This is a genomic window from Moraxella sp. CTOTU48268 (genome assembly GCF_032069585.1).
Taxonomy (GTDB): Bacteria; Pseudomonadota; Gammaproteobacteria; order Pseudomonadales; family Moraxellaceae; genus Faucicola; species Faucicola cinerea.
This window is the reverse complement of the sequence record NZ_DAMALV010000001.1, coordinates 20,341-46,625: the sequence shown is the minus strand read 5'-3', so window position 1 is coordinate 46,625 and position 26,285 is coordinate 20,341. Positions and strand designations below refer to the sequence as shown.

Below are 26,285 nucleotides of genomic sequence, written 5' to 3'. Positions count from 1 at the left end.
TTCTTTTTTACCAACGAGCGAAATAGATAACATGACAAAATTCATCTTTGTAACTGGCGGTGTCGTTTCTTCACTTGGCAAAGGTATCACCGCTGCATCGGTAGCCGCGATTCTTGAGGCACGTGGTCTGAAAGTCACCATGACCAAAATGGACCCTTATATCAATATTGATCCAGGTACAATGAGCCCGTTTCAGCATGGTGAAGTATTTGTTACCGAAGATGGCGCAGAGACTGACCTTGATTTGGGCTATTACGAGCGTTTTTTACGCCACTCAAAAATGACCCAGCGCAACAACTTTACCAGTGGGCGTATTTATTCGGCAGTGATTGAGAAAGAACGTCGCGGTGATTATTTGGGCGGTACGGTACAAGTCATTCCGCATATTACTGATGAAATCAAAGCGCGTATCCGTGCCAGTGGCGAAGGCTACGATATTGCGATGATTGAAATCGGTGGTACTGTCGGTGATATTGAAAGCTTGCCATTCATGGAAGCGGTGCGTCAAATGCAAGTTGAACTCGGCCGCAATAATGCGATGCTGATGCATTTAACCCTAGTGCCTTATATCGCGAGTGCAGGCGAGAGCAAAACCAAACCAACCCAGCACTCAGTCAAAGAATTACGCAGCATTGGCTTGCAGCCTGATGTGTTAATTTGCCGTAGTGAACACGCGATTAGCGATGATAATCGCCTAAAAATTGCATCGTTTACCAATGTTGAGCAACGTGCCGTTATCCTTTGCCCAGATGCCAAATCTATTTATCAAATTCCAAGTATCCTGCATGCCCAGCATTTAGATGATTTGATTTGTGAGCGCTTTGGGTTAGATACCCCAGAGGCGGACTTAAGTGATTGGCACCAGTTTACCCAAGCGTTGTTAAATACCCAAGAAACCGTAACTGTGGCGATGGTGGGTAAATACGTCGAACTGCCTGATGCTTATAAGTCAATCAATGAAGCCTTGCTACATGCGGGCGTGGCAAACAATGTCAAAGTCAATATTGACTATGTCGATGCCGAAAAACTTGAAAATGATGACAGCCTGTTCGAGCATATTAAATCTGCCGATGCTGTGCTTGTGCCTGGTGGATTCGGTGAGCGCGGCACCCTGGGTAAAATGAAAGCAATCCGCTATGCCCGCGAAAACAATGTCCCTTATTTGGGGATTTGTTTGGGAATGCAATTAGCCGTCATTGAGTTTGCGCGCAATGTATTGGGTCTTGACGCCAACTCAACAGAGTTTGATAAAAAAACCAAAGCGCCATTGATTGGTTTGATTACAGAATGGTTTGATGAAAAAGGCGAACTACAAGTACGTAGTGACGCCTCAGATTTGGGCGGTACCATGCGTTTGGGTGCCCAAAAAGCCGAGCTTGTGGAAGACAGCAAACTGCGCCAAATCTATGGCAGCCCTGTGATAACTGAGCGTCATCGTCACCGCTATGAAATGAATGGTCGCTATATCGAACAGCTGGAAAATGCCGGTATGAAAATTTCTGGTTATTCAGCCAAACAGCATTTGGTCGAGTCAGTAGAAATTGCCAATCACCCTTGGTATGTCGCGGTACAATTCCATCCAGAATTTACCAGCCAGCCACGCGGTGGTCATCCATTGTTCAATAGCTTTGTTGCAGCGGCTAAACAAACCAAAAAATAGTATTTATGATGCACAACAAAACCATCTATTACAGGTGGTTTTTTTGTTTTTGGCTGGCTTTGTATCTAGCCAATTATGATATAGTGATAATCAATAAAAACTTTAACAACATACTGAGAGCCCTATGACCACTAACTTACCGACACCGCAATCTCACATTCAGCTTAATGATATCACCATCGGCAATGATCAACCGTTTGTGCTGTTTGGCGGTATGAATGTACTAGAGAGTAAAGATTTGGCATTTGAAATTGCTGAAAGCTATATTGAAATCTGTAAGCGCTTAAATATCGGCTATGTGTTTAAGGCAAGTTTTGATAAAGCCAATCGCTCAAGCTTGTACTCGTTTCGTGGCCCAGGTCTGGAAAAAGGTATCGACTGGCTAAGCGATATCAAAAAAGCGTTCAATGTGCCCATTATCACTGACGTACACGAGCCGTACCAAGCTGAGCCTGTGGCAGCGGTGGCGGATATTATCCAGTTGCCCGCGTTTTTGAGTCGTCAAACTGACTTGGTAGCAGCGATGGCAAAAACTGGTGCGATTATTAATGTCAAAAAAGCACAGTTTTTGGCACCCCATGAGATGAAGCATATCATCAATAAATGCCTTGAAGCTGGTAATGATAAAATCATCTTGTGCGAGCGTGGCAGTGCGTTTGGCTATAACAATCTCGTTGTCGATATGCTGGGTTTTGACACTATGAAAAAAATGCAGGTTCCCGTGTTTTTTGATGTGACCCATAGCTTGCAGCAGCCGGGTGCGCGTGCAGATAGTGCAGGCGGTCGCCGAGAACAGATTACCACGTTAGCACGTGCTGGCATGGCAACAGGATTGGCAGGGTTATTTTTGGAAGCGCATCCAAATCCTGATGTTGCCAAATGCGATGGTCCTTGTGCGCTGAGGTTGAGCCAGCTTGAGCCGTTTTTAGCCCAGTTAAAACAGCTTGATACCTTAGTCAAAGGGTTTGAGGTGTTAGATACCCACTGATTTTCACTCAACCTTTTAACACAAATTTGCAACGCCTCGTTATTAAAATGCTATCAATCGATAACGAGGCTTTTTTTTGGCTATGTTATAGTGCTAGGTTATAGGACTAGAACAATATTTTATCACCCACAGCATAAATACAGGAATAATCATGGCAATTCAAACAGTCGCGTATGATTTAAAAGGCATTAATGACCCAGCAGGCTATGAGGAAGTCATGAAAGCTCTAACCACCATCGGCGGGGTGCAAGCAGTGCATCTTGAGCCTGAAAATCATCGCGTGATTGTAAGCTTTGATGATACCCAGACATCAGTTTTTGCCTTCAAAGCTGCGCTGACCAATGTTGACTATATCACCGAGCCGTTCCCGATTGAGGCACCTGCCAACCCTGCCAACAATCGTACTTTAGCGGGTGATTTGGCAAAAGATGGTAGACTTTTTTAAATTGTTTGTTCAGTGGCTACGCTCGGTGCGGCAAGGGTGGTTGGTCACGGAGTCATCTTGTACGCCATCTTGCAAGCCCTCTAAAATGCTACAGGTAGGCGAGCCATCTCCCAAACAATTATCGTGCCATCCTTGCAGGGTGGCTTTCATTGATTGTAACCGCTGTATTTTATCGTTTAGTTCATCGATGTGATTGCGCGTTAATGCTTTGACTTTGGCATTGCTACGCTGCTTGTTGTCTTGTAGAGCCAATAACGCTTCAATCTGCGCTAACGAAAAATCCACATCACGGGCATGTTTGATAAATTTTAGACGCTGTAATTGGGTATCGCTAAAAATACGGTAACCACTGTCCGTGCGCTGGATGGTCTGTAATAAACCGAGTTTTTCATACTCACGAATTTGCCTAGGTGATAATTCAGTCAATTTAGCGACTTCATTAATATTCATTTTTTGCTTGACCTTGACCTAATGTTAAGGTTTATAGTAATACCACAGTGTGATAAATCAATCTTTTTTTTCAAAGAACGTAAAAAAAGCAACCTGAAGGATATGAATATGAATAACATCATGGGTTTGCCATGGGTGGTGGCATTGGCGCTAGGTATGACAGCTTGTACAAAAAATGACACTACCCAAACTGCAACGACGGCATCAAGTACCGATTCAATGAGTACCCATGCGAGCATGACCCAAACGCAGTCAATGCATCATATGGCTTCGGCAGCGGATACGCAGTCACAATCACAGCCGCCGCATATCATGGCTTATATGGATATCATGAATAAAATGCACCAAGCCATGTCAGCAGGAGTGCAAGCTAAGAATGCCGATGTCGGGTTTGCCAAAGGCATGATACCGCATCATGAAGGCGCAATTGCGATGGCAAAAGTGGAGCTACAATATGGCAAAGATGCCGAAATGAAAGCCCTTGCGGAAAAAATCGTCGATGCCCAGCAAAGTGAAATCAGCGTGATGCAAAACTGGTTGGACAAAAACGAATCAAGTCAGATAGCGGCGAGCAATGCCAAAGAAATAACGCAAGCCTATCAACAAAAAGACATGAGCAACCACGATGCCATGATGCAAGGAACTATGGACGCCAACCCTGATATTGCCTTTGCTAAAGGTATGATACCGCATCACCAAGGCGCGATTGATATGGCAACGATAGAGCAAACTTATGGTAAAAATCCAGCGATGCTAGCACTCGCCAAGCAGATTAAACAAGCGCAGACGCCAGAAATCAAACAAATGCAAGACTGGCTTAGCAAACAAGCCCATTAACCAAACGAAAGTACTTATACAAAGTAACCAGACAAAAGTACCCAGAGAAAGAATAACCGCCTAAAAAAGGAGCGTAGTATGACAACCCAAACCATCACATTAAATATCCAAGGCATGACTTGTGGCGGCTGCGTCAAAAGCGTAACCAATGCCCTCAATCAAGTGACAGGGGTGCAATCTGTCGATGTCAGCCTTGACCATAATAACGCAACCATCAGCTTTGATAATAGTCAAACTCAAGAAAGCACGCTTAAAGAAGCGATTGAAGACGCTGGCTTTGACGTAGTATAACGACGCCACACAAAGACACCCTACAAGACAGACACTATCATGACTACTCAATCGATCACCCACGCGTCAGACAACGCCCATACCGAGCAAGTCATTCTTGATATCGATGGCATGACTTGTCAAGCCTGTGCCAGCCGCATCGAAAAAGTGCTCAATAAAAAGCCTGCGATAGTGCGAGCCGATGTCAATTATGCCAATGAAGTGGCGCAGGTGCAGTTTGATGCATCACAAACCAACGCCGAGCAGATTGTAGAATGGGTGAAAAAGACAGGCTATGAGGCAAAAATACAGCCGCAGAACGCGCTATTTGAGCATGAAGCCCATGAGCAAAAGGCGCCCTATATCTTGATTGCGGTCTGGATTTGCTTGCTGCCTTTTTTGATTGGCATGGCGGGCATGATGATGGGCAGCCACGCATTGATGCCACCGCTGTGGCTACAATTTGTGTTGGCAACTATCGTACAGTTTGGCTTAGCGATGGCGTTTTACAAAAGTGCGTGGGCGAGTATCAAAGGCGGTCTTGCCAATATGGACGTGCTGGTGGTGCTCGGCACACTGACAATTTGGGCGTATTCGACCTATAGTTGGTTAAGCTATCTGCAAACCACAGCCCAAATGGGTCATGATGGGATGGCGCATAGCATGCCCCATGTGTATTTTGAAGCCAGCGTGATGGTGATTGCCTTTGTCAAAATGGGGAAATACCTAGAAGCCCGTACCAAAAAACACAGCCTAAATAGCATTAATTTGATATTAGCCCTCACCCCTGAGCAAGTGGAAGTTAAAAACCCCAATCCGCAAAGCCAAGATGGGCAGTGGCAAACTATGCCACTTGAGCAAGTCACGGCTGGTCAAATTTTACGTGCTAAAGCAGGTACCCGCATTGCCACTGATGGCATCGTCACCTTTGGCGAAGGCTGGTGTGATGAAAGCCATTTGACGGGTGAATCAGTGCCCCTGTCTAAACATATTGGCAGTACGGTGCTAGCAGGTGCCATGGTAGAAAACGGCAGCTTTGAATACCAAATCACCGCTAAAGGTAGCCAAACACGGCTTGGCGATATGATACAAGCGCTCAACGACGCGCAAGGCAGTAAAGCACACATTGCCCGTATCGCAGATAAAGTCGCGGGGATTTTTGTACCAGTGGTGGTTGCCATCGCTTTGTTGACTTTTTTTGCCAATTATTGGTTCTTAGGCGCGTTTGACACGGCCCTCATGCGCGCGGTATCGGTGTTAGTGATTGCTTGCCCCTGCGCATTGGGACTGGCGACGCCGGCAGCCATTATGGCGGGCATGGGTGTGGCAGCACGCTCAGGGGTTTGGTTTAAAGATGCGCAAGCCTTAGAAGCGGCAGGTGCAATTGATACGGTAGTACTCGATAAGACAGGCACCATCACCCAAGGTAAACCCCAATTATCTGCAGCGTACCTAATAGATGACAATTTAAAACTGTTTAACTTAGATAAAGCAGTACTGTTGCAGCTTGTTGCCAGTGTCGAGCGTCATGCGAACCACCCGCTTGCGACCACGCTAGTGAACTATGCTGAATCCTATACTAAGCAAACTGATACGCCTCAAAGCCCAGCGGCATTTACCATCAGCCACGTGGAAACAGTGCTCGGACAGGGGATACAGGCACAGGTAGCCACTATTGGGCGGGTGAAAATCGGCACGCCAAGTTTTGCCAATCTTCAGTTGCCTGCAGCGACTATCCAAGCCAATCCCGTTTGGCAAATTGCCAGTCAAGTGGCGGTAAGTATCAATGACACCCCTGTGGCAGCCTTTGCGCTAGCCGACGAGCTTAAACAAGACAGTGTTAAGGTGATTGCGTCGCTGCAAGCCCATCATTTAGATGTGGTAGTGATGAGTGGTGACAAGCAATCGGTGGTAGATTATGTGGGTGAGCAGATTAATGCCAGCAAGGCACTTGGCGAGCTGTCACCACGTGACAAAGCGCAGCGCATTGATGAATGGCAACAACAAGGCAAAAAAGTAGCAATGGTGGGCGATGGGGTGAATGATGCCCCCGCGATGGCAACGGCAACTGCAAGTTTTGCGGTAGAAGGCGCAACCGATATTGCCAAGCATAGCGCCACGGCAAGGCTGATGGGCGAGTCGCTCAAACATGTCGATTATGCGGTCACAATTGCTCGCGCAACGCTGCGTAATATTAAGCAAAACCTATTTTTTGCGTTTATCTATAATTGCCTTGGTATACCGTTAGCAGCGTTTGGGCTACTCAATCCGATGATTGCGGCCGCGGCGATGGCACTGAGTTCAATTTCTGTACTACTCAATGCCTTGCGACTCACCCGCATGAAGGTTATTTCCTAACGGCTTATGGTTGTTTTGACAACCCGTTGGGGCTGATTTTACTTGGCTAGGCATGACTATGCATGACCTACGGGCGATAGTGATAAGCTGCTAAAACCTGTTAAAATATGCTATGATAAACCCACCCCATTTGTATTTTAACAATCCCATTGTTGATTGTGACAGCCAAGGAAAATACCATGTACGCTGAAGAAACCACCACCAATAACCAAATTAAAGATATTATTGCCCGCGAAATTTTGGACTCACGCGGCAACCCAACCATTGAAGCCGATGTGATTTTAGCGGATGGTACTATCGGTCGTGCAGCAGCACCATCGGGTGCATCGACAGGTTCACGTGAAGCGCTTGAGCTGCGTGATGGTGATGCATCACGCTATCTGGGTAAAGGGGTCAAAAAAGCCGTTGCCAACGTCAATAGTGAAATTCGTTCATCATTGGTTGATATGGATGTATCAAAACAACAAGACATTGACAACAAATTATTAGCGCTTGATGGCACAGAAAACAAAGAAAAATTGGGCGCCAATGCGACCTTAGCAGTATCTTTAGCAGCAGCCCGTGCCGCCGCACAATCACAAAAACTGCCGCTTCACCAATACATTGCTAACCTGCGTGGGCAAACATCACTATCGATGCCTGTGCCGATGATGAACATCCTAAATGGGGGTGCCCACGCGGACAACACCGTTGATATCCAAGAGTTTATGATTGAGCCTGTTAATTTCACCAGCTTCGGTGAAGCCTTGCGTGCGGGTACAGAAGTATTCCATAGCCTAAAATCTGTGCTAAAAAAACAAGGCTTAAACACCGCAGTCGGTGATGAAGGTGGCTTTGCACCAAACTTACGCTCAAACGAAGAAGCGATTACTGTCATCATGCAAGCGATTGAGCAAGCAGGTTATACCGCAGGTAAAGATATTTATCTAGCCCTTGATTGCGCCTCATCAGAGTTCTACAAAAACGGTCAATACGTACTTGAAGGCGAAGGCAATAAAGCCTTTAGTTCAGAAGGTTTTGCGGATTATTTAGCAGGTCTTGTGAGCCAATACCCAATTATCTCGATTGAAGATGGTTTAGATGAAAGCGATTGGGATGGCTGGGCGTACTTAACGCAAAAATTGGGCGACAAAGTACAGCTCGTGGGTGACGATTTGTTTGTGACCAACCCAAAAATCCTACAAGAAGGTATCGACAAACACATTGCCAATGCGATTTTGATTAAATTCAACCAAATTGGTACCTTATCAGAAACTTTAGACGCCATTTATCTAGCGAAGAAAAATGGCTATGCCACCGTCATCTCACACCGCTCAGGTGAGACTGAAGACAGCACCATCGCTGACTTAGCCGTGGGGACAGCTGCAGGTCAAATTAAAACAGGCTCACTGTGCCGTTCTGACCGTGTTGCCAAATACAATCAACTGCTTCGTATCGAGCAGATGGTCACTGCAAGCTACCACGGTGCTGACGAGTTTATCGGTTTACGTAACCCAAAAGCCTAACTTCAAAAGCTTAGCTACAAAAGATTAACTTCAAAAGCTTAAATTTTAAAGCTTGATAAAGCATTGAAGTGATAAAAACCTTAACCCATGACATTGAATTTGCTACAATGCGTGGGGTAAGGTTTTTTTATGCCAAAAGTTTTTATTATTGAGTGCTGTCATGACTTATTTGCGTCAACTGTTTATGATTATTTTTGCGGTGATTGTGTTGGTATGTCTACAATACCAGTATTGGTTTGGCACCAATGGTCGTGGCGATTTGGCAGCGTTAAATAAACAAATCAGCGAACAGCAATCTATCAATAGTGATCAGCAAAAAGCTAATGAGGTATTGCTTGCCGATGTTAAAGACTTAAAAAACGGACTTGAAGCGGTGGAAGAACACGCTCGCTCTGATTTAGGTTTAATCAAACAAGGTGAAACTTTTGTGCAAATGTCGACCGCTAGCAGTGTGTATAGTACAGATGTGGTCACACCGACCGCCCACAACACCGCCACGCCTCACCCATAAAAGCATAAAAACTGCTAAAGTTATATTTGTCTCAATTTTTACTGTCTACTGTTTACTTTATTGTTGAAAAGACGCCATGTCAGAACTTAACGCGATAGCCGCCAATTTATCTAACAACTTTACGATTGACACCGTGGTCGTCGCTGCAGGCGTTGGCAAACGTTTTGGGAGCCAGATCCCAAAACAGTACACCCATATTGGCAGTCAGACGGTGCTCCAACACACCATAGCGGCGCTAAGCAAAGTCCATCAGCTAAGCACTTGCTATTTGGTGATTTCTGAAGAAGATACGATTGCCAAAACACTGGGCTTTAGCATGCCAATCGAGTGGGTGATAGGTGGCAAGGAGCGAATGAATTCGGTGTTTAACGCCGTGCAAACGATCTGGCAACAATATCAAACACCGTTTAGTGACAAAGCCTTCAGTGATAAGGATAGTCATCATGCGTATGATAATCATTGGGTGCTGATTCATGATGCTGCGCGTCCTTGTGTCAATCCAAGCGATATAGAAAAATTGATCACACAGACCACGCAGCAATTTTTGCAACAGTCGCATCAACAGTCACAGCAAGAGCATGGGCAGGAGTCAGCGGGTGGCTTATTAGCAGTACCGGTGCGTGATACGGTCAAACAAATCATCCATTCACAAGACCAAGTGTTGGCACAAAAAACGCTTGATCGCAGCCAGTTGTGGCTAGCACAAACCCCGCAGATTTTCCCATTGGCAACACTGTATGATTATCTAACCCAAGCCATTGAGCAAATGATTGCGTTTACCGATGAAGCCAGTTTATTTGAGCATTTTGGCAAACAGCCGTTATTGGTGGAAGGCAGCCATAGCAATATCAAACTGACTTTTCCAGAGGATTTGCAGTTTGCGCAGGTGTATTTGGCAAAACCTTAGCAAAAATCGCTTGGCAAAAAATTGAGGTTACCGCTAAAAAGCGCATAAGAAAAGAAAAGAACTGCATAAGCAAAAAAGGGCAAAGAGAATTTATAAAGCCACAAAAACAAAAAAGCCATACTAGATTAGCATGGCTTTTTAACTGTATTTTTTAGTGTTACCACTAAAAAAATTGGCGTCCCCACGGGGATTCGAACCCCGGTTACCGCCGTGAAAGGGCGATGTCCTAGGCCTCTAGACGATGGGGACACTAGCACGCTTAGTTTATAGCGCGACCTCGACCGCTTTCACCGTTAATGTCGAAGTGGAGCGTATAATATATATTTTTATTTTTGCCGTCAACTGTTTTTTATGTATTTTTTTATATTTTTAAAAATTAGCCCACGATACGGTACCTCATGATAATTGATAGAGAGGCAGGACAAGCGCATTAGTTGGCTAATGCGCTTAATTACAGTGTTGTCTAAAAAGTGTTGTCTAGAAATTTCACGCTGTGCTTATGAGTGATTGTTTTGCGACTCAGACGTCGTATGAGATTGCGGCGGCAGATTAGCGGCTTTATTTTTTAAATGATAGCGAATCCAGAAATGCGTTACGATGCTAATCACAATCGATAAACTGATAAAACCCAAAATAGTCATCCAAATATTCGTTTGTACGCCCATAGTGACCTCCTTTTCTTTTATCACTTTTTTTATCAAATGGTATTATCTTTTATCAAATATTGTCCAGGTTTAGTGTAGCAGGTCTGGCTAACAGTATTGAGCCATTCACGTAATGATGTGTGGTAGCGATGTTACTGGCTATTTTGCTTGTGCCAATAATGGTATGAAGTAGCAGTAGGAAATAGAAAATAAGCAGCGATACTTTTTTCGCACTTTGTGCCAGTTTTACGTTACTATTCATCTTTTCAACCGCTTATTTTATTAATGCCATTTTATGACAACGATGATGGCGTTTTGGCAACTGACACGGTTGCAGCAAGGAAAATAATTATGAAAGTAGTCATCAGTGATGGCATCGAATACGCCCTAAATCTTAATTATCGTACCATCGATATTGAATCGACCGACTATACCAATATTGCAGCAATTGTGGTCACGATGACAGACTTGCCGCGTGTGTATCAAGATATTGAAGATTTGGGGTTTGCTATTCCGATATTTGTGGCGATTGAATATGGTGATGTAGTGCCTGATGAATGGCTACCCAATGTGTATGGTGTGCTAGAGTTGGCGGATGATCAAAAGTTTTATAATGGACAATTGGTCAATGCGGCAGCGGCAGATTACATCGCCACGCTCGATCCGCCTTTTTTCCAAGCCTTGATGGACTACACTGACTATGGCAATGCGGCGTTTGACTGTCCTGGGCACCAAGGCGGACAGTTTTTTCGTAAGCATCCTTCTGGCAGACGCTTTTATTTATACTTTGGGGAAACGCTGTTTCGTGCCGACTCTTGTAATGCCGATGTCCGTCTCGGCGATTTGCTGATTCATGAAGGCCCAGCTTTTGAGGCACAAGCGCATGCAGCGAAAGTTTTTAATGCGGATAAAACCTACTTTGTGCTCAACGGCACTTCCTCTTCCAATAAAATTGCGATTGGTGCCTTAGTGGCGCATGGTGATTTGGTGCTGTTTGACCGTAACAATCACAAATCTGTGTACCAAGGCGCCTTAACCATGGCAGGTGGTACGCCTGTGTATTTAGAGACCGACCGCAATGCTTATGGTTTGATTGGCGGCATTCCTGCCCATTGTTTTGATGAAGCCGAAATCCGTGAGCGTATTCGTGAAGTTGCGCCCGATAAAGCGGATGATGCCCGCCCATTTCGCTTGGCGGTAATTCAGCTGGGCACGTATGATGGCACTATTTATAACGCCCGCCAAGTGGTGGATCGCATCGGGCATCTGTGTGACTATATCTTGTTTGACAGTGCTTGGGTGGGTTATGAGCAGTTTATCCCGATGATGCGTGATTGCTCGCCCCTGCTACTTGAGCTGGGTGAAAATGATCCTGGAATTTTGGTCACCCAATCGGTACACAAGCAACAAGCGGGCTTTTCTCAAGCCTCACAAATCCATAAAAAAGATAACCATATCAGCGGGCAAGCCCGTTATGTCAATCACAAACGCTTTAATAACTCGTTTATGATGCACGTGTCGACCTCGCCGTTTTACCCGTTGTTTGCCTCACTTGATGTTAATGCCAAAATGCATGAAGGTAAAGCCGGTCAGCGCATGTGGCATGAGTGTGTCATCGGTGGTATCGAAGCACGTAAAATGCTGCTAGACACTTGTACCATGATTTTGCCGTTTGTTCCGCCTACAGTAGATGGGCAAGCTTGGCAAGACTACGATACCGAAACCATTGCTCATGATATTCGTTTCTTCCGCTTTGAGGCAGGCGCGCGTTGGCATGATTTTCAGCATTATGCCGATGACCAATACTTTATCGACCCCTGTAAATTGCTACTGACCACGCCGGGCATTAATATGCAAACCGGTGAGTATGAACCAACAGGGATTCCTGCCGCGATTTTGGCGCATTATCTGCGTGAAAGCTCAGTCATTCCAGAAAAAGCCGATTTAAACTCAATTTTATTCTTACTGACACCTGCCGAAACCTTGGCAAAATTCCAGCACTTGGTCGCCCGTATCGTCAGTTTTGAAAAACACATTCGCGAAAACAGCCCCGTCACCCAAGTGTTGCCGACACTGGCTAAGGCATATCCGCAGTACCGTAAACTGACCATCAATGAACTATGCCAACTGATGCATAACTTCTATGCCAAGCATCAGCTGAATAAACGACAAAAACAAATGTTTGAGCGCGAGCATCGTCCCAAAGTTGCTATAAGCGCGTTTGATGCCCATAACGCCTTTATCCGTAATGAGGTTGAGCTGGTTGCGCTAACAGAAATTCGCGGACGGGTGGCGATGGAAGGGGCGCTACCGTATCCACCAGGGGTGTACTGTATCGTGCCTGGCGAAGTATGGGATGGGGCGGTGCTTGATTATTTCTTGGCACTGCAAGAAGGGGTTAATCGCTTGCCAGGCTTTGAGCCAGAAGTGCAGGGCGTGTACTGGGAGTATGACGACCAAGGTAAAAAGATTGCCTATGCCTATGTGTTAAAACAGTCTCACCAAATTTGATTGACGGTTTTTGATTCATAGGCTTTCTCGGTGAAGTCTATATTTGGCGCGTTTGCAGGAGTAACCAATGACGCAAAAATTGGTCTGTGTAGCTAGGTGCGATGTTATTTAATTAAATGATAATCATTATTATTTACATTCTCAATCTATTATTGGATAATGACGGCTCAATTTTTTAAGAGGCAGTCAAACAATGACAATGAAAGATTTTCGTATCTACATGAGGCTTGGGCACCGCTATGTTGGATTCTTTATGGTTGGCATTATGCTGGTCTATTCGCTAAGTGGCATGTTGCTGGTATTTCGCGACACTGATTTTTTAAAATCTTCAAAAACTATCAAGCAAGTCGTGGCAACCAATCTTGATGAAAAAAATTTAGCCAAAACCCTAAAAATGAAAAACATCGATTTTAGGGAGCAGCAGGGTGATATACAGCTTTTTAAAGATGGACAGTACAACGTTAAAACCGGTGAGGTGACTTATACCAGCAAAAAACTGCCCGTGGTATTAGATAAAATGGTGAATTTTCATAAAGCGCCCTCTAAAGGTAGCATGGGTGGCCTCAATGTATTGTTTGGCATGAGTTTATTGTTTTTTGTGGTGTCGAGTTTCTTTTTATTTGCCCCAAGTTCAAAAATCTTTAAACGTAGTTTGGCGTTTGTTGCTGTTGGGGCGGTGTTGTCGGTGATTTTGTTGATGTTGTAAATTACCCTAACAAAAAGTTTTTTAGCAAGGTTTTCGCCCCTTCGGTGGCGAAGGATTCTGGGTGATATTGCACCCCTTGAATCGGATAGTCACGGTGGCGGATGCCCATGATTTCATCGCCTGCTAGACTGGCATCTTTGAGGTTTTCATCACTATGTTGCTCACTAGATACCACGCTGGTCACTACCAAGCAATCGGGGAGTGAGGCGGCATCGACCATCAGTGAGTGATAACGCATGATGTCAAGCTGCTGTGGCAAGCCCTGATACACGCCTTGACCATCGTGGCGAATCGGTGACGTCTTGCCATGCATTGGGACATTGGCTCGCACCACTTGACCACCAAAAAAATGTGCAATGCCCTGCATGCCAAGACACACGCCTAGTAGCGGTATGGTTTTGCCAAGCTCAGTAATGACGTCGCCACACACACCAAAATACGCAGGGTCATCGGGCGAGCCAGGACCGGGCGAGATGATAATGCGGTCAGGATTCATGGCTTGGATATCCGCCAAGCTAATCTCATTATTGCGTTTCACAACCACATTGAAAGGCTGATTGTCTGCGGCTAAAATCTCACCAATATATTGGTATAGGTTAAAGGTAAAAGAATCGTAGTTATCAATAATTAACACTTGCATAGTCAACTCTAAAAATAGGTTTGGCGGTTATTGTAAACGTTTAAAATACTGCTGATATACATCGCTATCATACGTATCTAGTTGGCGTATCGTCATGATGGAGCAGACTTTACTGCACTGGCGCAAAATTGGATAGTACAACTTTCATCGCAGACAATTTTCGTACGATTTCTTCATATTCGTCTTCAGGATTGGAGTCATACACATTGCCGCCGCAAGTTTGCGCATACGCTTTTTCGCCGTTGATAAACAGCGACCGAATCGGGATAGCAAAAATACAGTCCCCATTAAAACAAAACTGACCGAGTGCGCCACCGTAAGCGCCGCGACCATCGGGTTCTAGCGTATTTATAATTTTCATCGCTTCAATTTTGGGTGCACCCGATAGTGTGCCTGCGGGAAAATTACTGGCAAGCGCGGTAAACATATCATGATTAGGGTCAAGAATGCCGACGATTTCACTGGAGATATGCTGGACATGTGAAAAGCGCTTGATATCCATTAAGTTACGCACTTTTACCGTCCCAAAGCGTGCCACCCGCCCGATATCATTACGATGTAAGTCCACCAACATATTATGTTCAGCGATTTCTTTGGGGTCATTGAGCAAGGCGCGCGCTAATTGGCGATCTTCGGTCTCATCCTTGCCACGTTTGGTGGTGCCTGCCAGTGGGAAGGTTTCCATCTCACCATTGCGCAATCGGAACAACAACTCAGGCGATGCGCCGATGATTTTTTGGGCGCCAAATTTGACATAGTACATATGCGGTGACGGGTTGACTTCGCGCAGTTTACTATAAATTGGCATGCTATCGCCTTGGATGCGATAATGCGACTTGAAACCCACTTCACACTGGAAGATCAGCCCAGCTTTAATGTCTTCTTTGACTTTCATCACCGCTGCCGCATGTTGCTCGCGGTTCATCCCATCGCCCAAGTGCTCAGCAGTGGGCTGCGTATAGTCAGGCGAAATAGCGTTCAATAATGACTTAATTTCGTCAATACGATTGCTTTGGTGGTCGGTATCGTAATAATAATAAAAAATTTCACCGGTCATCTTATCAAGGCTTAACCCATCTAAGTACACCCCGAATTTGAACGGCTCGAAATCATCACTGGTTTGAATATTCAGGGTCGGCTCAAAAAAATTGACACTATCAAATCCCAAAAAACCGACCAATCCGCCGGTATGGCTACGTGAAATTACATGTTGTGGGGTGATTTCGCGCAGTAGTTGGTAAGGATTGTCACAGGTATAATCCGTGCTTTCCCCCGTGCGATTGTTGGTGATAGTCAAGGTATGGCGGTCTTTTGCTACTACCGTCATCGCAGGGTCAAAGCCGATGGCATGATGACGTGAGATATAGCTTTCTTCGCCCAACGATTCCAGTAAAAAACAGGTAGCGTATTTGGCTTCAATACGTTTAAAGAGTTCAAAAAAATCAATGTCTTGTGCAAGTTTAATCAGGCTTGGTTTGCTGGCAAGGGCGATTTTGGGCGGTTTGGCGTGTGTAGTCATCATGGTGTCTTAAATTTATAGTGTCCTAAATTTACCGTATCTTAAATTTATAGCGGCTTAAATTTACCCTATCTTAAATTTTAATCAATGTTTCAGTGTTCTAGTATGATGATACATTGTAATCAGATTAACCCCTGCTTGCAACTCTTTTATGTCATGCCAGTTATTTTCACGCTGATTTTCATCGTCCTTCTAATCACCCAAAGTATGTCACCCCAAAGTATGCTACTGTGATGGGCTTATTGACTCTTAAAGCCATTATCACAGACTTATTGGGTTAAATGACTCAGATTTGGCAATAATTGGTTAATATCGTGTTGTCCATACGCTTTGGCACCCCGTGATACGGTTGCAATGCCCACCCCCAAGCGCTCAGCGATTTCGCGTTGTGGTAGCGCTTGCTGAAACAAGGCAAAAATCTGAATGCGATTGGCGATTTCTTTTTGTTCTTTTTCAGTCAGGAGCGCTGCCAAAATTTCGCGGATAAAGTCACTATCATCGGTTTGGCTCAATAGCTCAACCAAATAATCATAGGCGGATAGGGATGATGGCGAAGTGTGCGGCATAGTAGTTTTTTTGAGTATAAGATAACAAGTAAAGCATTTCAATGTTCTAGTATAGTGATACATTTTACGAAGTTTAGCAAGTGAACTCAATCGATTTTTATCCCTTTAGAAAACTAAAGAGGTGCGATGACTGGTTACTTTTGATTACAAAAACGCAAATAACTGAATATTTAATCAAAGCTTAATCGACACAAAGTCGCTTTAGCGTGGTTATACAATGTGGTTATAATAAAATTGCTTAGTTAAAAATCTAAGTGAGTTTATTAATTATAAATAATGACTATCAGTCATAGTTACTATAACCGCGCCGTTATCTTTAGTTATTGTGTAGCAGTCTTAATGGGCAATTAAGAATGGGCAGTTAAGGTCAATGTCAAAGGGTAGCAACGCGGTTTAAAGAGTTAGTTAACGCTAATGTTATTCAACACTTATCTTATTCAAAATAGGGCACTTCATTATGACAACCAACGCTAAGAACAACAGTGAATTTTTGAACAATCTGGTTTTTAAAAAGGTCGATCATCAGCCACAGCGCGCGGCTTATCAATCCAACCAATCTGGCAATTCGATGCCTTTTAGCGATGCCCGTGGTAACTATCAGCGTAATATCGGTTTTGATACCGGACGTTTTAAAGACAGTAAAGTCTATATCGTCGGCGGTGGTATTGGCGGGTTGGCAGCGGCGTATTATTTTATCCGAGATGCCCATATCCCAGGCGAGAATATTACCTTTTTAGAAGAATTAGCGGTGCAAGGCGGCTCGCTCGATGGCGCTGGTAATGCCAAAGACGGTTATATCATGCGGGGCGGTCGTGAGATGATTACCACCTATGAGAATTTTTGGGATATGTTCCAAGATATACCGGCGCTAGAGCTACCAGAGCCTTATTCAGTGCTTGATGAATACCGCCTGATCAATGACAATGACCCCAACTATTCCAAAGCACGGTTGATTCATAACAAAGGTGACATCAAAGATTTTCACAAGTTTAATCTTAGCAAAGCCGACCAACTTGCCATCGTCCGCTTATTACTAAAAAATCAAGACGAACTCGATAATCTCACCATCGAAGATTACTTTAGCCAGAGTTTTTTGGACAGTAATTTTTGGACGCTATGGCGTAGTATGTTTGCTTTTGAAAACTGGCACAGCTTACTTGAGTGTAAACTTTATATGCATCGGTTTTTGGAAGCCTTAGATGGTATCAAAGATATGTCGACCCTGTTATTTGCCAAATACAACCAATACGATAGCTTTGTGGTACCTGCGCAAAAATTTTTAATCAATAAAGGCGTCAAACTACAAAGTGACACGTTAGTGACCGCGGTTGATTTTGAGCAGCAAGGCGACAAAAAAATCGTTAAAGGGCTGACAACTATCCAACAAGGTCAACAAGTCCATATCCCTGTACGGGACAATGATTTTGTGATTATTACCACAGGGTCAATGACGGAAGATACGCGCTATGGCACCAGTGATACTGCGCCTGATGTCCGTCTAACTGATGATAAAATGGGAAAAACGAAAGGTTGGGTCCTGTGGAATGACCTTGCCAAACAATCGCCAGTGTTTGGTCGTCCAGAAAAATTTAACCGCCATGTACCCAAATCTGCCTGGATGTCAGCAACATTAACCTGCAAAGACTCGGCGCTTTTACGCAAAATCAGCGAAAAATACTGTGTCAATCCGCCGCTATCAGGCAAAACAGTCACAGGCGGTATTGTTACCATCACCGATTCCAACTGGCTTATGAGCTTTACTATTAACCGCCAACCGCAATTTCCTGACCAACCCAAAGACGTGGTGGTGATATGGGTGTATGGGCTATTGATGGATAAAAAAGGCAACTATGTGCCAAAAACCATGCCAGAGTGTACGGGGCATGAAATTGTGACGGAGCTACTATACCACCTAGATTTGCTCGAGCAAAAAGATGATATTTTAGCCAATACTATCGCTAACACCGCCTATATGCCGTATATCACTTCGATGTTTATGCCACGTGCCAAAGGCGACCGTCCACAAATCGTACCCGAAGGCTGCACCAATTTAGGTCTCATCGGTCAATTTGTTGAAACCAATAATGATGTGGTGTTCACCGTTGAAACTTCGGTACGCTCGGCGCGGGTTGCGGTGTACACCCTCACAGATAGCAACAAGCAAGTGCCTGATATCGTGCCAACCCAATACGATATTCGCAACATGCTCCGCTCTGCCAGTACACTCAACGATGACCAAGGCTTCATCGGCGAAGGCATACTGCGCCGAGTGCTCGCCAATACCTATTATGAGCACATCTTGCCACCCGTCGCCAAAAAAGCGCCCAAAGACAGCTCGTTGATGCAGACGCTTGCTGAGCAATTTGAAGTAGTTAAAGCCTTTTGGCATAAAGAAGGGCAAAAAGATGAGCAAAAAGCGCAGGATAAAAAATAAGCTTTGATACGCTTTTGTCATCAAACCGAAAAATCCTCCTGCCGTCAGGGGGATTTTTTATCAATAAAATTTCCTTTGCGCCTAAAAACCCTATTTCGTAAAACGGTGGTTTCAAGTATATTAAAGCTAAAATCACACATCATAAAGGAACAAGTGATGAAACTATATACCATGAATGCCCCGCCAAACCCGCGCAAGGTCGACTTATTGTTAAAAGTCAAAGAACTTGATATCAATGATATTCATAATTTACAAGTCATCAACGTAGATATTGGCAAAAATGAGCAAAACTCGCCGGAGTTTTTGGCGGTCAATCCACTGGGGCTGTTGCCTGTATTAGTGCTTGATGATGGCACTGTGCTTAATGATTCACATGCCATTTGTGAATACCTTGATATTCGACTCGCAGGCAATGGTAAGCAAGTGATGGGCTCAGATCCTATACAGCGCGCCAAAATCACCGCGATGTCACGCAATGCGGAGTTTCATGTGCTTTATAACATGATGCTAGCTTTCCAGCATGGGCATCCATCTCGCGCGTCGGTGGGCAACCAAGTGCCTGGTATGGCAGAAGAGAGCATCAACCGCGTCAAAAAAGCATTGCCGTACTTTGACAAGCTATTATCGAGTCATAAATATTTGCTCGGTGATCGACTCACCTTCGCTGATATCGTGTTGTATGTTGGCTTGGATTTTGGGCGAGTGATGAAGTTTAATCCAAAAGATGCCAGTGTGGTGGGTGATAATGTGGCACGTTTTTATGCACAAATGAGTGAGCGTTTTGGTAAAAAATAACGGTTGTTGACATAAAAAGGGCAAACTAGATGCCCTTTTTTTATTTGTAGTGGTTATCCATCACTTCTAGCCAGCGTTTTTTGCAGCGCTTTTTTCAATAGCGCCAGGGTTGTCATTAAGACTAATTGTTAGCCATTAATGCACTAATGCCATCATATAGGATGTCATTAACCGGCGTGTCAATGCCATGCTTATCACCCAATTCGCGAATCGTCCCTGCAAACAAATCAAGCTCACAGCGTCGCCCTGCTTTTAAATCCTGCCGCATCGAGGGCATGCCTTTGGGATCCAGCGCATCCATAATTGCCAACCATTTTTTGAAATCTTCCTCGGTCAAAGTTACGCCTTCAGCGTGTGCCACTGCCATCACTTCACGCATGGCGGCTTTGAACATTTCACGCGCTTCACCCGCTTGTTGCACGGTATCAAAGGTGCCTTGATACAATGCCACGGTTTGATTGACGCCGGTATTTAGCATCAATTTGCCCCACAATTGACGCGGCATATCATCGCTCACTGAATGCGGAAAATTGACTTGATTAAAGAGGGCATCGACTTGTTGCACGCGTGCCCGTTCAGCGCTATCATTTGTCATCGTGCCAATGACCAATTGTCCATGATCGCGATAAATCAGTTGGCTACCATTTTGCCCATTTTTTTTTTCATGCGGCTCATTTTTCATGGCGTCCATTTGCTGCGCCACACAATACACAATGCGCTCGTCACCAAAGGCGTTTGCCAACACTTTTTCGCTGGCGATACCGTTTAGGGCAGAAACGATCAGTGTATTGTCGCCAAGTTGACTTTTGATGAGCGGTAACACCGCGTTTAACTGATAAAATTTGGTACATACCATCACCAAATCGGCAGGACTTAGGTTGGAATGAGGGCTTGCATTTGGTGTGACATAGTTGAGTGTTAATGGCTCGCCATTCACCAATAAACCTTGCTGTTGGTAGCGGCTGATACGGTCACTATCGGCGACGATACGCAGGTTCTCAAAAGGCATATTTGGGGCTAATAGACTTGCAAATAACGCCCCTAATGAGCCAAATCCAACAATGGCAATAATCGGTGAATCGTTCATCTTTTTTCCTGTTATTTTGCGACATTCATTAGAGTTGTGATAAAGTTTAGCAGATTTTTGCACGTATTTTAAAAAAGGAATCACAATGAAATTATTAAACATGGCTGTGCTTATGGGTTGTTTATGGGCTGCTTATGAAAAATCAGCAACAAACTTTGCAAGAACTCATGCCAGCGTTTGAGCAAAGAATTGAAAAAATCACCCAATCAGCTCAAAAAACCACCCAAATCATTAACCATAAAGCAAGTAAGAAATAATGAATCTATCCAATGTTAACGATGCTGCATCTTCACTAAACGGCGCGTATTTTGTCACAGGTACCGATACCGAAATCGGTAAAACCACCACCACAGCGCAATTGGTCAAGAATATAGCTCAGCAAAGCAAAAGTGTATATGCCATCAAGCCAGTCACCGCAGGTCTAGAAACCGATGACAACGGGCAAACATATAGCGATGATGCAAGGCGCATCAATCAATTTGCCAATGTCAAACCACCGCTGTCTGCCATTGCGCCTATCCAGCTAGCGACACCTTGCTCACCGCATATCGCCGCGCAGCTTGATGGCGTGACACTCACCAACACCCAATTAGTCGATACCATCCATAAGTCCATCGCAGCCTATCCTGCCGATGTGATTTTGGTTGAAGGGGCAGGCGGCTGGTTTACCCCTATTAATGAGCAAGAAACGCTTGCTGATGTGGCAGCCTCGCTCAAATACCCTGTCATCCTGGTCGTCGGTATCAAGCTTGGTAGCCTTAATCATGCCATGCTAACCCTACAAGCAATTTGGCAAGCAGGGCTAAAAGTCGCTTTGGTTATTTTTAATCAATTACAGACCGACACGCCGTTTGTCGATGCGCAAATTGACTGGTTAAGTCAGCAAATTTTACGCCAGTCTAGTGGGTATCAAAACCCGCCACCCTTGATGGTCAAACAAGGCGTTTTAACCCATTAAATTTTTATCCAATCACATTGCATTTTGGCATAAGTTATGGTATAAATAGCGGCTTTAAATTTACTAGCGATTTTTTGACGCTTGCTTAAAATGGTTTTGATTGACGCAAGTCAAGTGACTAGCCGTGAGTAGCTAATTTTAAGTGCGCCGCCAAAAGATTAATTATTGATTCAAACTGAGATACTCAACACTAGAATCGTTGAAACCCTAGCTTTTTTAGCTTCAATGATATGCGAGATGTGCGAGTATCAGTTGTGACAGGCATGAGCAGCCCTCATGCACACCGATTAGGAGTAAGCCATGTCTCGAGTATGCCAAGTGACTGGAAAACGCCCAGCGGTAGGTAACAATGTTTCTCACGCAAACAACAAAACCCGCCGTCGTTTTCTACCAAATCTACACACCCATCGTTTTTGGGTAGAGAGCGAAAACCGCTTTGTTAAGCTTCGCTTGACTACCAAAGGTATGCGTATCATTGATAAAGTTGGTATTGACCAAGTTTTAACTGATATGCGTGCTCGTGGCGAAAAAATCTAATTTTTGCCTTTTCATATTCTTAGGGAGCAATTGCGATGCGTGATAAAATCAAATTAGTTTCAACTGCAGGTACGGGTTATTTTTACACCACGACCAAAAACAAACGTACCATGCCAAACAAAATGGAAATCAAAAAATTTGATCCAGTGGTACGTCAACATGTTGTATTCAAAGAAGCTAAAATCAAATAATTGACTGATACAGTCTATTTGACGCGCTATTTGATAAAAAAGTGGGTAACTCAGGTTAACCCACTTTTTTATGTCCAAAAGTTTTATGCACAAAAATTATAAAATCGCTAAAAAATTGGCAGCAAATATCAGTTGCTCCCAATCGCTACTGTGATGGATGGTAAGACGAGTTGCAATGTATCTTGGTAGCTAAAACAGCCAAGGCAGCCGATGTTACTTATCCAATTGGTGGCTACTTAAGCTATTGGCATCGCTACTAGTAGCACTGGCGGCAGTCGATGGCGCTATGACAACCGCAGGTAAGGGTTTAAGACTGTTTTCAAACTCTGGCAATCTCGCTTTAATAGCCTCACCCATCACCAATTGTGGCTCAGACGGTTCAAAGCCCATCATTTTTTCCCGTTCAGCAATGCGTTTGCTGGCGGCTTCAAACGCAGGTTGAAAACGGCGAAGCTTGGGTAAGCTTTCAGCAAAAAATGCTTGTCCAAAGTAAGTATATTCGGCTTCATTAGAACAGCCAAACGATGATTTGTTCGCCGCTGAGGCAGTAATGACGAGGGTGTCTGGCGATTTTAACTCATTGATAAACGAGCCAGAATAACAGGCGGATACCACAATGACGCGCCATTTAATGCCAGATTTATCCAATGATTGGCGTAGCCATTTGGCATCGACATTATCGAGCGCTAGCGGTGGGTTGGACATCTCAATCACCTCGTCACCCCCATGCGAGGTCAAGGTCAAAAATAGCACGTCTTCATTGACATCCATTTTTTTGGCGATACTTTGCAAGGCGCGTTCAATACTGGTTTTACTGGCAATCGGTAGCGCAGACAGGGTGTTGGCGTTGTTAATGAGTTCCACCGAGCGTCCTGCTGTGCCAAATTGATGGTCAAAGTATGCTTTGGTCAGCTCAATTTCTGACCGGAACACATCTTGCTCGCCATGACCTGCAACACCCATAAAGTACCAATCATGTATAGTCGGGCGTTGCGGCTGCACGTTATTTAGCATATCGGTCAGAAGCTCAGGCTGCGCATAAAATGCCGCTTCAGTGACCACGGGCTCGACGGGGTCGGATTGAAAAATCGGCTCAGATTGCACGTTTTTTTGCCAAACACTGAGTACGGCAAACGCACCTAGCATAATCAGCACACGCTCAATCCATGACCAGCGTAATTGATTGCCAAAAATCCACAGCAGCGATAACGACTGCCAGACAAACGCCAATACGAACACAATACCAATCGTATCAAACGTCCATTCAGGTAGCCAGCCCAAGTCTGAGATAAACTGAATCAAGCTTTGCACCAGCATCATAAAGGTGTCAGCACACAGCCACAAAATCGCCGGCACAAAAATCAGCATGGCATTAAAATGCCGTTTGGCAAGAATCAATCCTGCCACCAACATCACCATCGGCCATACCAAATAACTAATCAGACCTTGTGGATTAAAATGGGTGGCATCTTCAGCAACGAGCCACGAAAACAGCAAATTACTCGCCAGTGCCGTCAATCCAAACAATAAAAACTGCCATACGGTGGGCTTAACCCAATAAAACGCACGTTTTGAACCTATTAGCATGTGACCCGTGGCACGGATATTGGCGATGACGTTATGAGAAAAACGTTTGAGCGGGGTTAAATCAAGATCGGTAAGAGAAGTTGGCAAAATATCCACACTATTGAAAGGCTGATTCTAAATCGGTAGGCAAGTAGCGATAAAATGATAATACAAAATAGCGATGGGGTGTTAACAACTTTCTCAATCATTCGTGTTTAGAATTTTAACTATCAACGCTAGCAAATCATACGCCCAAAAATTAATTTATCTAAAATAGCGATTAAATGAATAAAATTTTCTATTAACGTAAAATAATGAAATTATTTATCATAAAAATAGATTATATGATATAATAAAATATATGGTATGATGGTATTATAGGCTATTTTACTTGGTTTAAGTGTGGTATGTTTCATAAATAAAAAATGGTATTAAAAAGAGTTTTAGACGGATGATAGTATTTAACCAATTTAAAAAATTTTTGGCACACGATATGGCGGCGGGTATCGTGTTGGCGTTTGCCGCTGTGTTGGCGATGGTGGTAGCAAACTCTCCGATGAGTGACATATACGAGCACTTTTTGCATCTGACTATTTCGATAAAAATCGGCTCTTTTAGTATCGACCATCATTTACTACACTGGATTAACGATGGCTTGATGGTGGTGTTTTTCTTTTTAGTGGGGCTTGAGCTCAAGCGGGAAATGCTAGTGGGTGAGCTATCAGACGTCAAAAAAGTCGTCCTGCCTGCGATTGCTGCAGTCGGTGGCATGATGGTACCTGCGATTTTTTATGCCGCATTCAATTATCAGCACGCAGATTTGATGAAAGGTTGGGCGATTCCGGCGGCGACAGATATTGCGTTTGCCTTAGGTGTGCTGACTTTACTGGGCAATCGCGTGCCCGCTGCGCTCAAAGTATTTTTGGCATCGATTGCTATTTTTGATGATATTGGCGCGATTATCATTATTGCGTTATTTTACTCATCGGGTCTGTCCATGGCGGCACTGGCTTGGGTTGGGGTATGTTTGGTGATATTGTGGCTCATGAATCGCTTTAACGTCACCCGCACCACCGCTTATATAATGATTGGCGTTTTGCTATGGGCAGCCATGCTAAAGTCGGGGCTACATGCGACGCTTGCCGGTGTGCTGCTTGCGCTATTTATCCCAATGACAGACAACAAGCACCCTGAGCATTCACCCCTCGAATCGGTTGAACATGATTTGCAAGACACAGTCAGTTTTATTATTTTACCGATTTTTGCGTTTGCCAACGCGGGCATTTATCTCGGTGGTACCGGGCTGTCGTCGCTGTTTCATACGGTACCGCTCGGCATTGCCCTAGGGCTGCTGCTGGGCAAACCGATTGGGGTGATGTTATTTAGTTGGCTTGGCGTCAAGCTTGGGTTAGCTAGCTTGCCTACCAATGTTGATTGGCGACAAGTATTTGGCGTGGCGATTTTATGTGGTATTGGCTTTACCATGAGTTTATTTATTGGTGGGCTTGCCTTTGCGGGGCTTGAAGTCAAACCGTTTGACGAACGACTTGGCATTATTTTAGGGTCATTATTGGCAGGTATATTGGGATATTTTTACCTCAAGAAAGTCTTACCAATCCAAGCGCTGACACAGCAGGTGAGTAATCCTGATGACCATACCTATATTCGCTAAGCTATTTACCCAAGGGTGTGGTAACGATAAATAAAATCTACAAATGATAGCAACGAATATTGCTATCATTTTTTTATCCCAATAATTTTGTGATCAATAATAAGGAAAACACCATGCTAACTAACAAGATAAAGGGTAAAAAGGCCGCATGGTTGGGCGGGGGTGTGGCGATAATTGGCTTATTGGCAAGTTGCGCCAGCGTGGCGTACCAATCGCTGCAAAATGGTAAGTTAAACGATATCAAAGAAAGCATTGAGAGTGTGCCCAAAAAAACGCTGACGCTAAAAGGCACCTTTACCCAAAGCTTAGAGCAATCTGAATTTAATGACGGTACCACCAAATACCATGTATTTGACCCAAACAACCTGTTAGCCGAGTATGCCAAAGCGCAAGGTCAAACGGGCGTGTCGATTAGTTTACCTGTCTGTATTGAAGGGCGAGTAACTGAAAAAGGACGTTACGGACATTTAGGAAAATATCCGTATGAGCTGTGGGTGGATAAAATTTGCCAGTCCTAGACCAGTCCTA

26 protein-coding genes and 1 tRNA gene are annotated in these 26,285 nt (G+C 44.3%); 19 read left to right on the top strand and 8 right to left on the bottom strand.

Going from position 1 to position 26,285, the window contains the following annotated elements; genetic code table 11:
• The first annotated feature begins 31 nt into the window (after positions 1-31).
• The 3 genes from RT143_RS00225 to RT143_RS00215 all read left to right on the top strand — a co-directional run bounded on the left by RT143_RS00225 (position 32) and on the right by RT143_RS00215 (position 3,093).
• Complete coding sequence (locus RT143_RS00225; protein ID WP_065262630.1) at positions 32-1,660, top strand: CTP synthase; 1,629 nt, start codon at positions 32-34, stop codon at positions 1,658-1,660.
• Between the two features lie 124 nt (positions 1,661-1,784).
• Positions 1,785-2,648, top strand: a complete 864-nt coding sequence (kdsA, locus tag RT143_RS00220) for a 3-deoxy-8-phosphooctulonate synthase (protein ID WP_099807605.1) — start codon at positions 1,785-1,787, stop codon at positions 2,646-2,648.
• Positions 2,649-2,799: 151 nt separating this feature from the next.
• A complete protein-coding gene (locus tag RT143_RS00215) occupies positions 2,800-3,093 on the top strand; it encodes a heavy-metal-associated domain-containing protein (protein WP_313090274.1) in 294 nt (97 codons plus the stop codon).
• Positions 3,094-3,102: 9 nt separating this feature from the next.
• Here RT143_RS00215 and RT143_RS00210 read toward each other — a convergent pair whose 3' ends face one another.
• Entirely contained in the window at positions 3,103-3,543 is a 441-nt protein-coding gene (locus RT143_RS00210) for a MerR family DNA-binding protein (protein ID WP_313090272.1), read from the bottom strand.
• Between the two features lie 108 nt (positions 3,544-3,651).
• On the opposite strand from RT143_RS00210, the gene copM reads away from it, so the two are divergent.
• From copM to ispD, 6 genes are all read left to right on the top strand, one after another.
• Positions 3,652-4,380, top strand: a complete 729-nt coding sequence (gene copM, locus RT143_RS00205) for a CopM family metallochaperone (protein ID WP_313090269.1) — start codon at positions 3,652-3,654, stop codon at positions 4,378-4,380.
• 78 nt (positions 4,381-4,458) lie between these two features.
• Complete coding sequence (locus RT143_RS00200; RefSeq protein WP_313090267.1) at positions 4,459-4,671, top strand: heavy-metal-associated domain-containing protein; 213 nt, start codon at positions 4,459-4,461, stop codon at positions 4,669-4,671.
• Between the two features lie 39 nt (positions 4,672-4,710).
• Positions 4,711-7,008, top strand: coding sequence for a heavy metal translocating P-type ATPase (locus RT143_RS00195; protein WP_313090265.1), 2,298 nt, complete (start codon positions 4,711-4,713; stop codon positions 7,006-7,008).
• A gap of 179 nt (positions 7,009-7,187) precedes the next feature.
• Positions 7,188-8,513 (top strand): phosphopyruvate hydratase, encoded by a 1,326-nt coding sequence (eno, locus tag RT143_RS00190; protein ID WP_050325797.1) that lies wholly within the window; start codon positions 7,188-7,190, stop codon positions 8,511-8,513.
• A 160-nt stretch (positions 8,514-8,673) separates the two neighbouring features.
• Positions 8,674-9,024 carry a septum formation initiator family protein gene (locus RT143_RS00185; RefSeq protein WP_065262636.1) on the top strand — a complete coding sequence of 117 codons (351 nt, stop codon included), beginning with the start codon at positions 8,674-8,676 and terminating at the stop codon, positions 9,022-9,024.
• A gap of 76 nt (positions 9,025-9,100) precedes the next feature.
• Complete coding sequence (ispD, locus tag RT143_RS00180) at positions 9,101-9,931, top strand: 2-C-methyl-D-erythritol 4-phosphate cytidylyltransferase (protein WP_313090262.1); 831 nt, start codon at positions 9,101-9,103, stop codon at positions 9,929-9,931.
• 173 nt (positions 9,932-10,104) lie between these two features.
• Here the strand turns inward: ispD and RT143_RS00175 are convergent.
• Positions 10,105-10,180 (bottom strand) — tRNA-Glu (locus tag RT143_RS00175).
• Positions 10,181-10,428: 248 nt separating this feature from the next.
• On the bottom strand, positions 10,429-10,596 hold the full coding sequence (locus RT143_RS00170; protein ID WP_313090261.1) for a hypothetical protein: 168 nt from the start codon (positions 10,594-10,596) through the stop codon (positions 10,429-10,431).
• Between the two features lie 330 nt (positions 10,597-10,926).
• Here RT143_RS00170 and speC point away from each other — a divergent pair, with 330 nt between their 5' ends.
• Both speC and RT143_RS00160 read left to right on the top strand, forming a co-directional pair.
• Positions 10,927-13,086 carry an ornithine decarboxylase gene (gene speC / locus RT143_RS00165; protein ID WP_313090259.1) on the top strand — a complete coding sequence of 720 codons (2,160 nt, stop codon included), beginning with the start codon at positions 10,927-10,929 and terminating at the stop codon, positions 13,084-13,086.
• 193 nt (positions 13,087-13,279) lie between these two features.
• The gene (locus RT143_RS00160) at positions 13,280-13,792 is read left to right on the top strand and encodes a hypothetical protein (RefSeq protein ID WP_313090257.1); all 513 of its coding nucleotides are present in this window, start codon (positions 13,280-13,282) and stop codon (positions 13,790-13,792) included.
• 1 nt (position 13,793) lies between these two features.
• Here RT143_RS00160 and RT143_RS00155 read toward each other — a convergent pair whose 3' ends face one another.
• The 3 genes from RT143_RS00155 to RT143_RS00145 all read right to left on the bottom strand — a co-directional run bounded on the left by RT143_RS00155 (position 13,794) and on the right by RT143_RS00145 (position 16,517).
• Positions 13,794-14,432: an anthranilate synthase component II gene (locus tag RT143_RS00155; protein ID WP_313090255.1), complete on the bottom strand. Its 639-nt coding sequence runs from the start codon at positions 14,430-14,432 to the stop codon at positions 13,794-13,796.
• A 109-nt stretch (positions 14,433-14,541) separates the two neighbouring features.
• The gene (locus RT143_RS00150; protein ID WP_409519670.1) at positions 14,542-15,954 is read right to left on the bottom strand and encodes an anthranilate synthase component I family protein; all 1,413 of its coding nucleotides are present in this window, start codon (positions 15,952-15,954) and stop codon (positions 14,542-14,544) included.
• A gap of 266 nt (positions 15,955-16,220) precedes the next feature.
• The gene (locus RT143_RS00145) at positions 16,221-16,517 is read right to left on the bottom strand and encodes a Trp family transcriptional regulator (protein WP_313090252.1); all 297 of its coding nucleotides are present in this window, start codon (positions 16,515-16,517) and stop codon (positions 16,221-16,223) included.
• 457 nt (positions 16,518-16,974) lie between these two features.
• Between RT143_RS00145 and RT143_RS00140 the strand changes: the two genes are divergently transcribed.
• Together RT143_RS00140 and RT143_RS00135 are read left to right on the top strand one after the other, a co-directional pair.
• Complete coding sequence (locus RT143_RS00140; RefSeq protein WP_313090250.1) at positions 16,975-18,951, top strand: oleate hydratase; 1,977 nt, start codon at positions 16,975-16,977, stop codon at positions 18,949-18,951.
• 156 nt (positions 18,952-19,107) lie between these two features.
• The gene (locus RT143_RS00135) at positions 19,108-19,746 is read left to right on the top strand and encodes a glutathione S-transferase family protein (RefSeq protein WP_313090249.1); all 639 of its coding nucleotides are present in this window, start codon (positions 19,108-19,110) and stop codon (positions 19,744-19,746) included.
• 121 nt (positions 19,747-19,867) lie between these two features.
• Here RT143_RS00135 and RT143_RS00130 read toward each other — a convergent pair whose 3' ends face one another.
• The gene (locus tag RT143_RS00130; protein WP_313090248.1) at positions 19,868-20,833 is read right to left on the bottom strand and encodes a ketopantoate reductase family protein; all 966 of its coding nucleotides are present in this window, start codon (positions 20,831-20,833) and stop codon (positions 19,868-19,870) included.
• 134 nt (positions 20,834-20,967) lie between these two features.
• On the opposite strand from RT143_RS00130, the gene RT143_RS00125 reads away from it, so the two are divergent.
• From RT143_RS00125 to rpmG, 4 genes are all read left to right on the top strand, one after another.
• Positions 20,968-21,090 (top strand): hypothetical protein, encoded by a 123-nt coding sequence (locus tag RT143_RS00125; RefSeq protein WP_313090247.1) that lies wholly within the window; start codon positions 20,968-20,970, stop codon positions 21,088-21,090.
• Positions 21,090-21,791, top strand: a complete 702-nt coding sequence (gene bioD / locus RT143_RS00120) for a dethiobiotin synthase (RefSeq protein WP_313090245.1) — start codon at positions 21,090-21,092, stop codon at positions 21,789-21,791. Before RT143_RS00125 ends, bioD begins: the two co-directional genes overlap by 1 nt.
• 300 nt (positions 21,792-22,091) lie before the next feature.
• A complete protein-coding gene (gene rpmB / locus RT143_RS00115) occupies positions 22,092-22,328 on the top strand; it encodes a 50S ribosomal protein L28 (protein ID WP_007116088.1) in 237 nt (78 codons plus the stop codon).
• A 35-nt stretch (positions 22,329-22,363) separates the two neighbouring features.
• Positions 22,364-22,519 (top strand): 50S ribosomal protein L33, encoded by a 156-nt coding sequence (gene rpmG / locus RT143_RS00110; RefSeq protein ID WP_007116087.1) that lies wholly within the window; start codon positions 22,364-22,366, stop codon positions 22,517-22,519.
• Between the two features lie 213 nt (positions 22,520-22,732).
• On the opposite strand, the gene RT143_RS00105 is transcribed toward rpmG, so the two are convergent.
• Entirely contained in the window at positions 22,733-24,193 is a 1,461-nt protein-coding gene (locus RT143_RS00105; RefSeq protein ID WP_313090243.1) for a C13 family peptidase, read from the bottom strand.
• A gap of 346 nt (positions 24,194-24,539) precedes the next feature.
• Between RT143_RS00105 and nhaA the strand changes: the two genes are divergently transcribed.
• Together nhaA and RT143_RS00095 are read left to right on the top strand one after the other, a co-directional pair.
• Positions 24,540-25,757 (top strand): Na+/H+ antiporter NhaA, encoded by a 1,218-nt coding sequence (gene nhaA, locus RT143_RS00100; protein ID WP_409519671.1) that lies wholly within the window; start codon positions 24,540-24,542, stop codon positions 25,755-25,757.
• A gap of 113 nt (positions 25,758-25,870) precedes the next feature.
• A complete protein-coding gene (locus RT143_RS00095) occupies positions 25,871-26,275 on the top strand; it encodes a hypothetical protein (RefSeq protein WP_313090239.1) in 405 nt (134 codons plus the stop codon).
• Positions 26,276-26,285 lie beyond the last annotated feature (10 nt).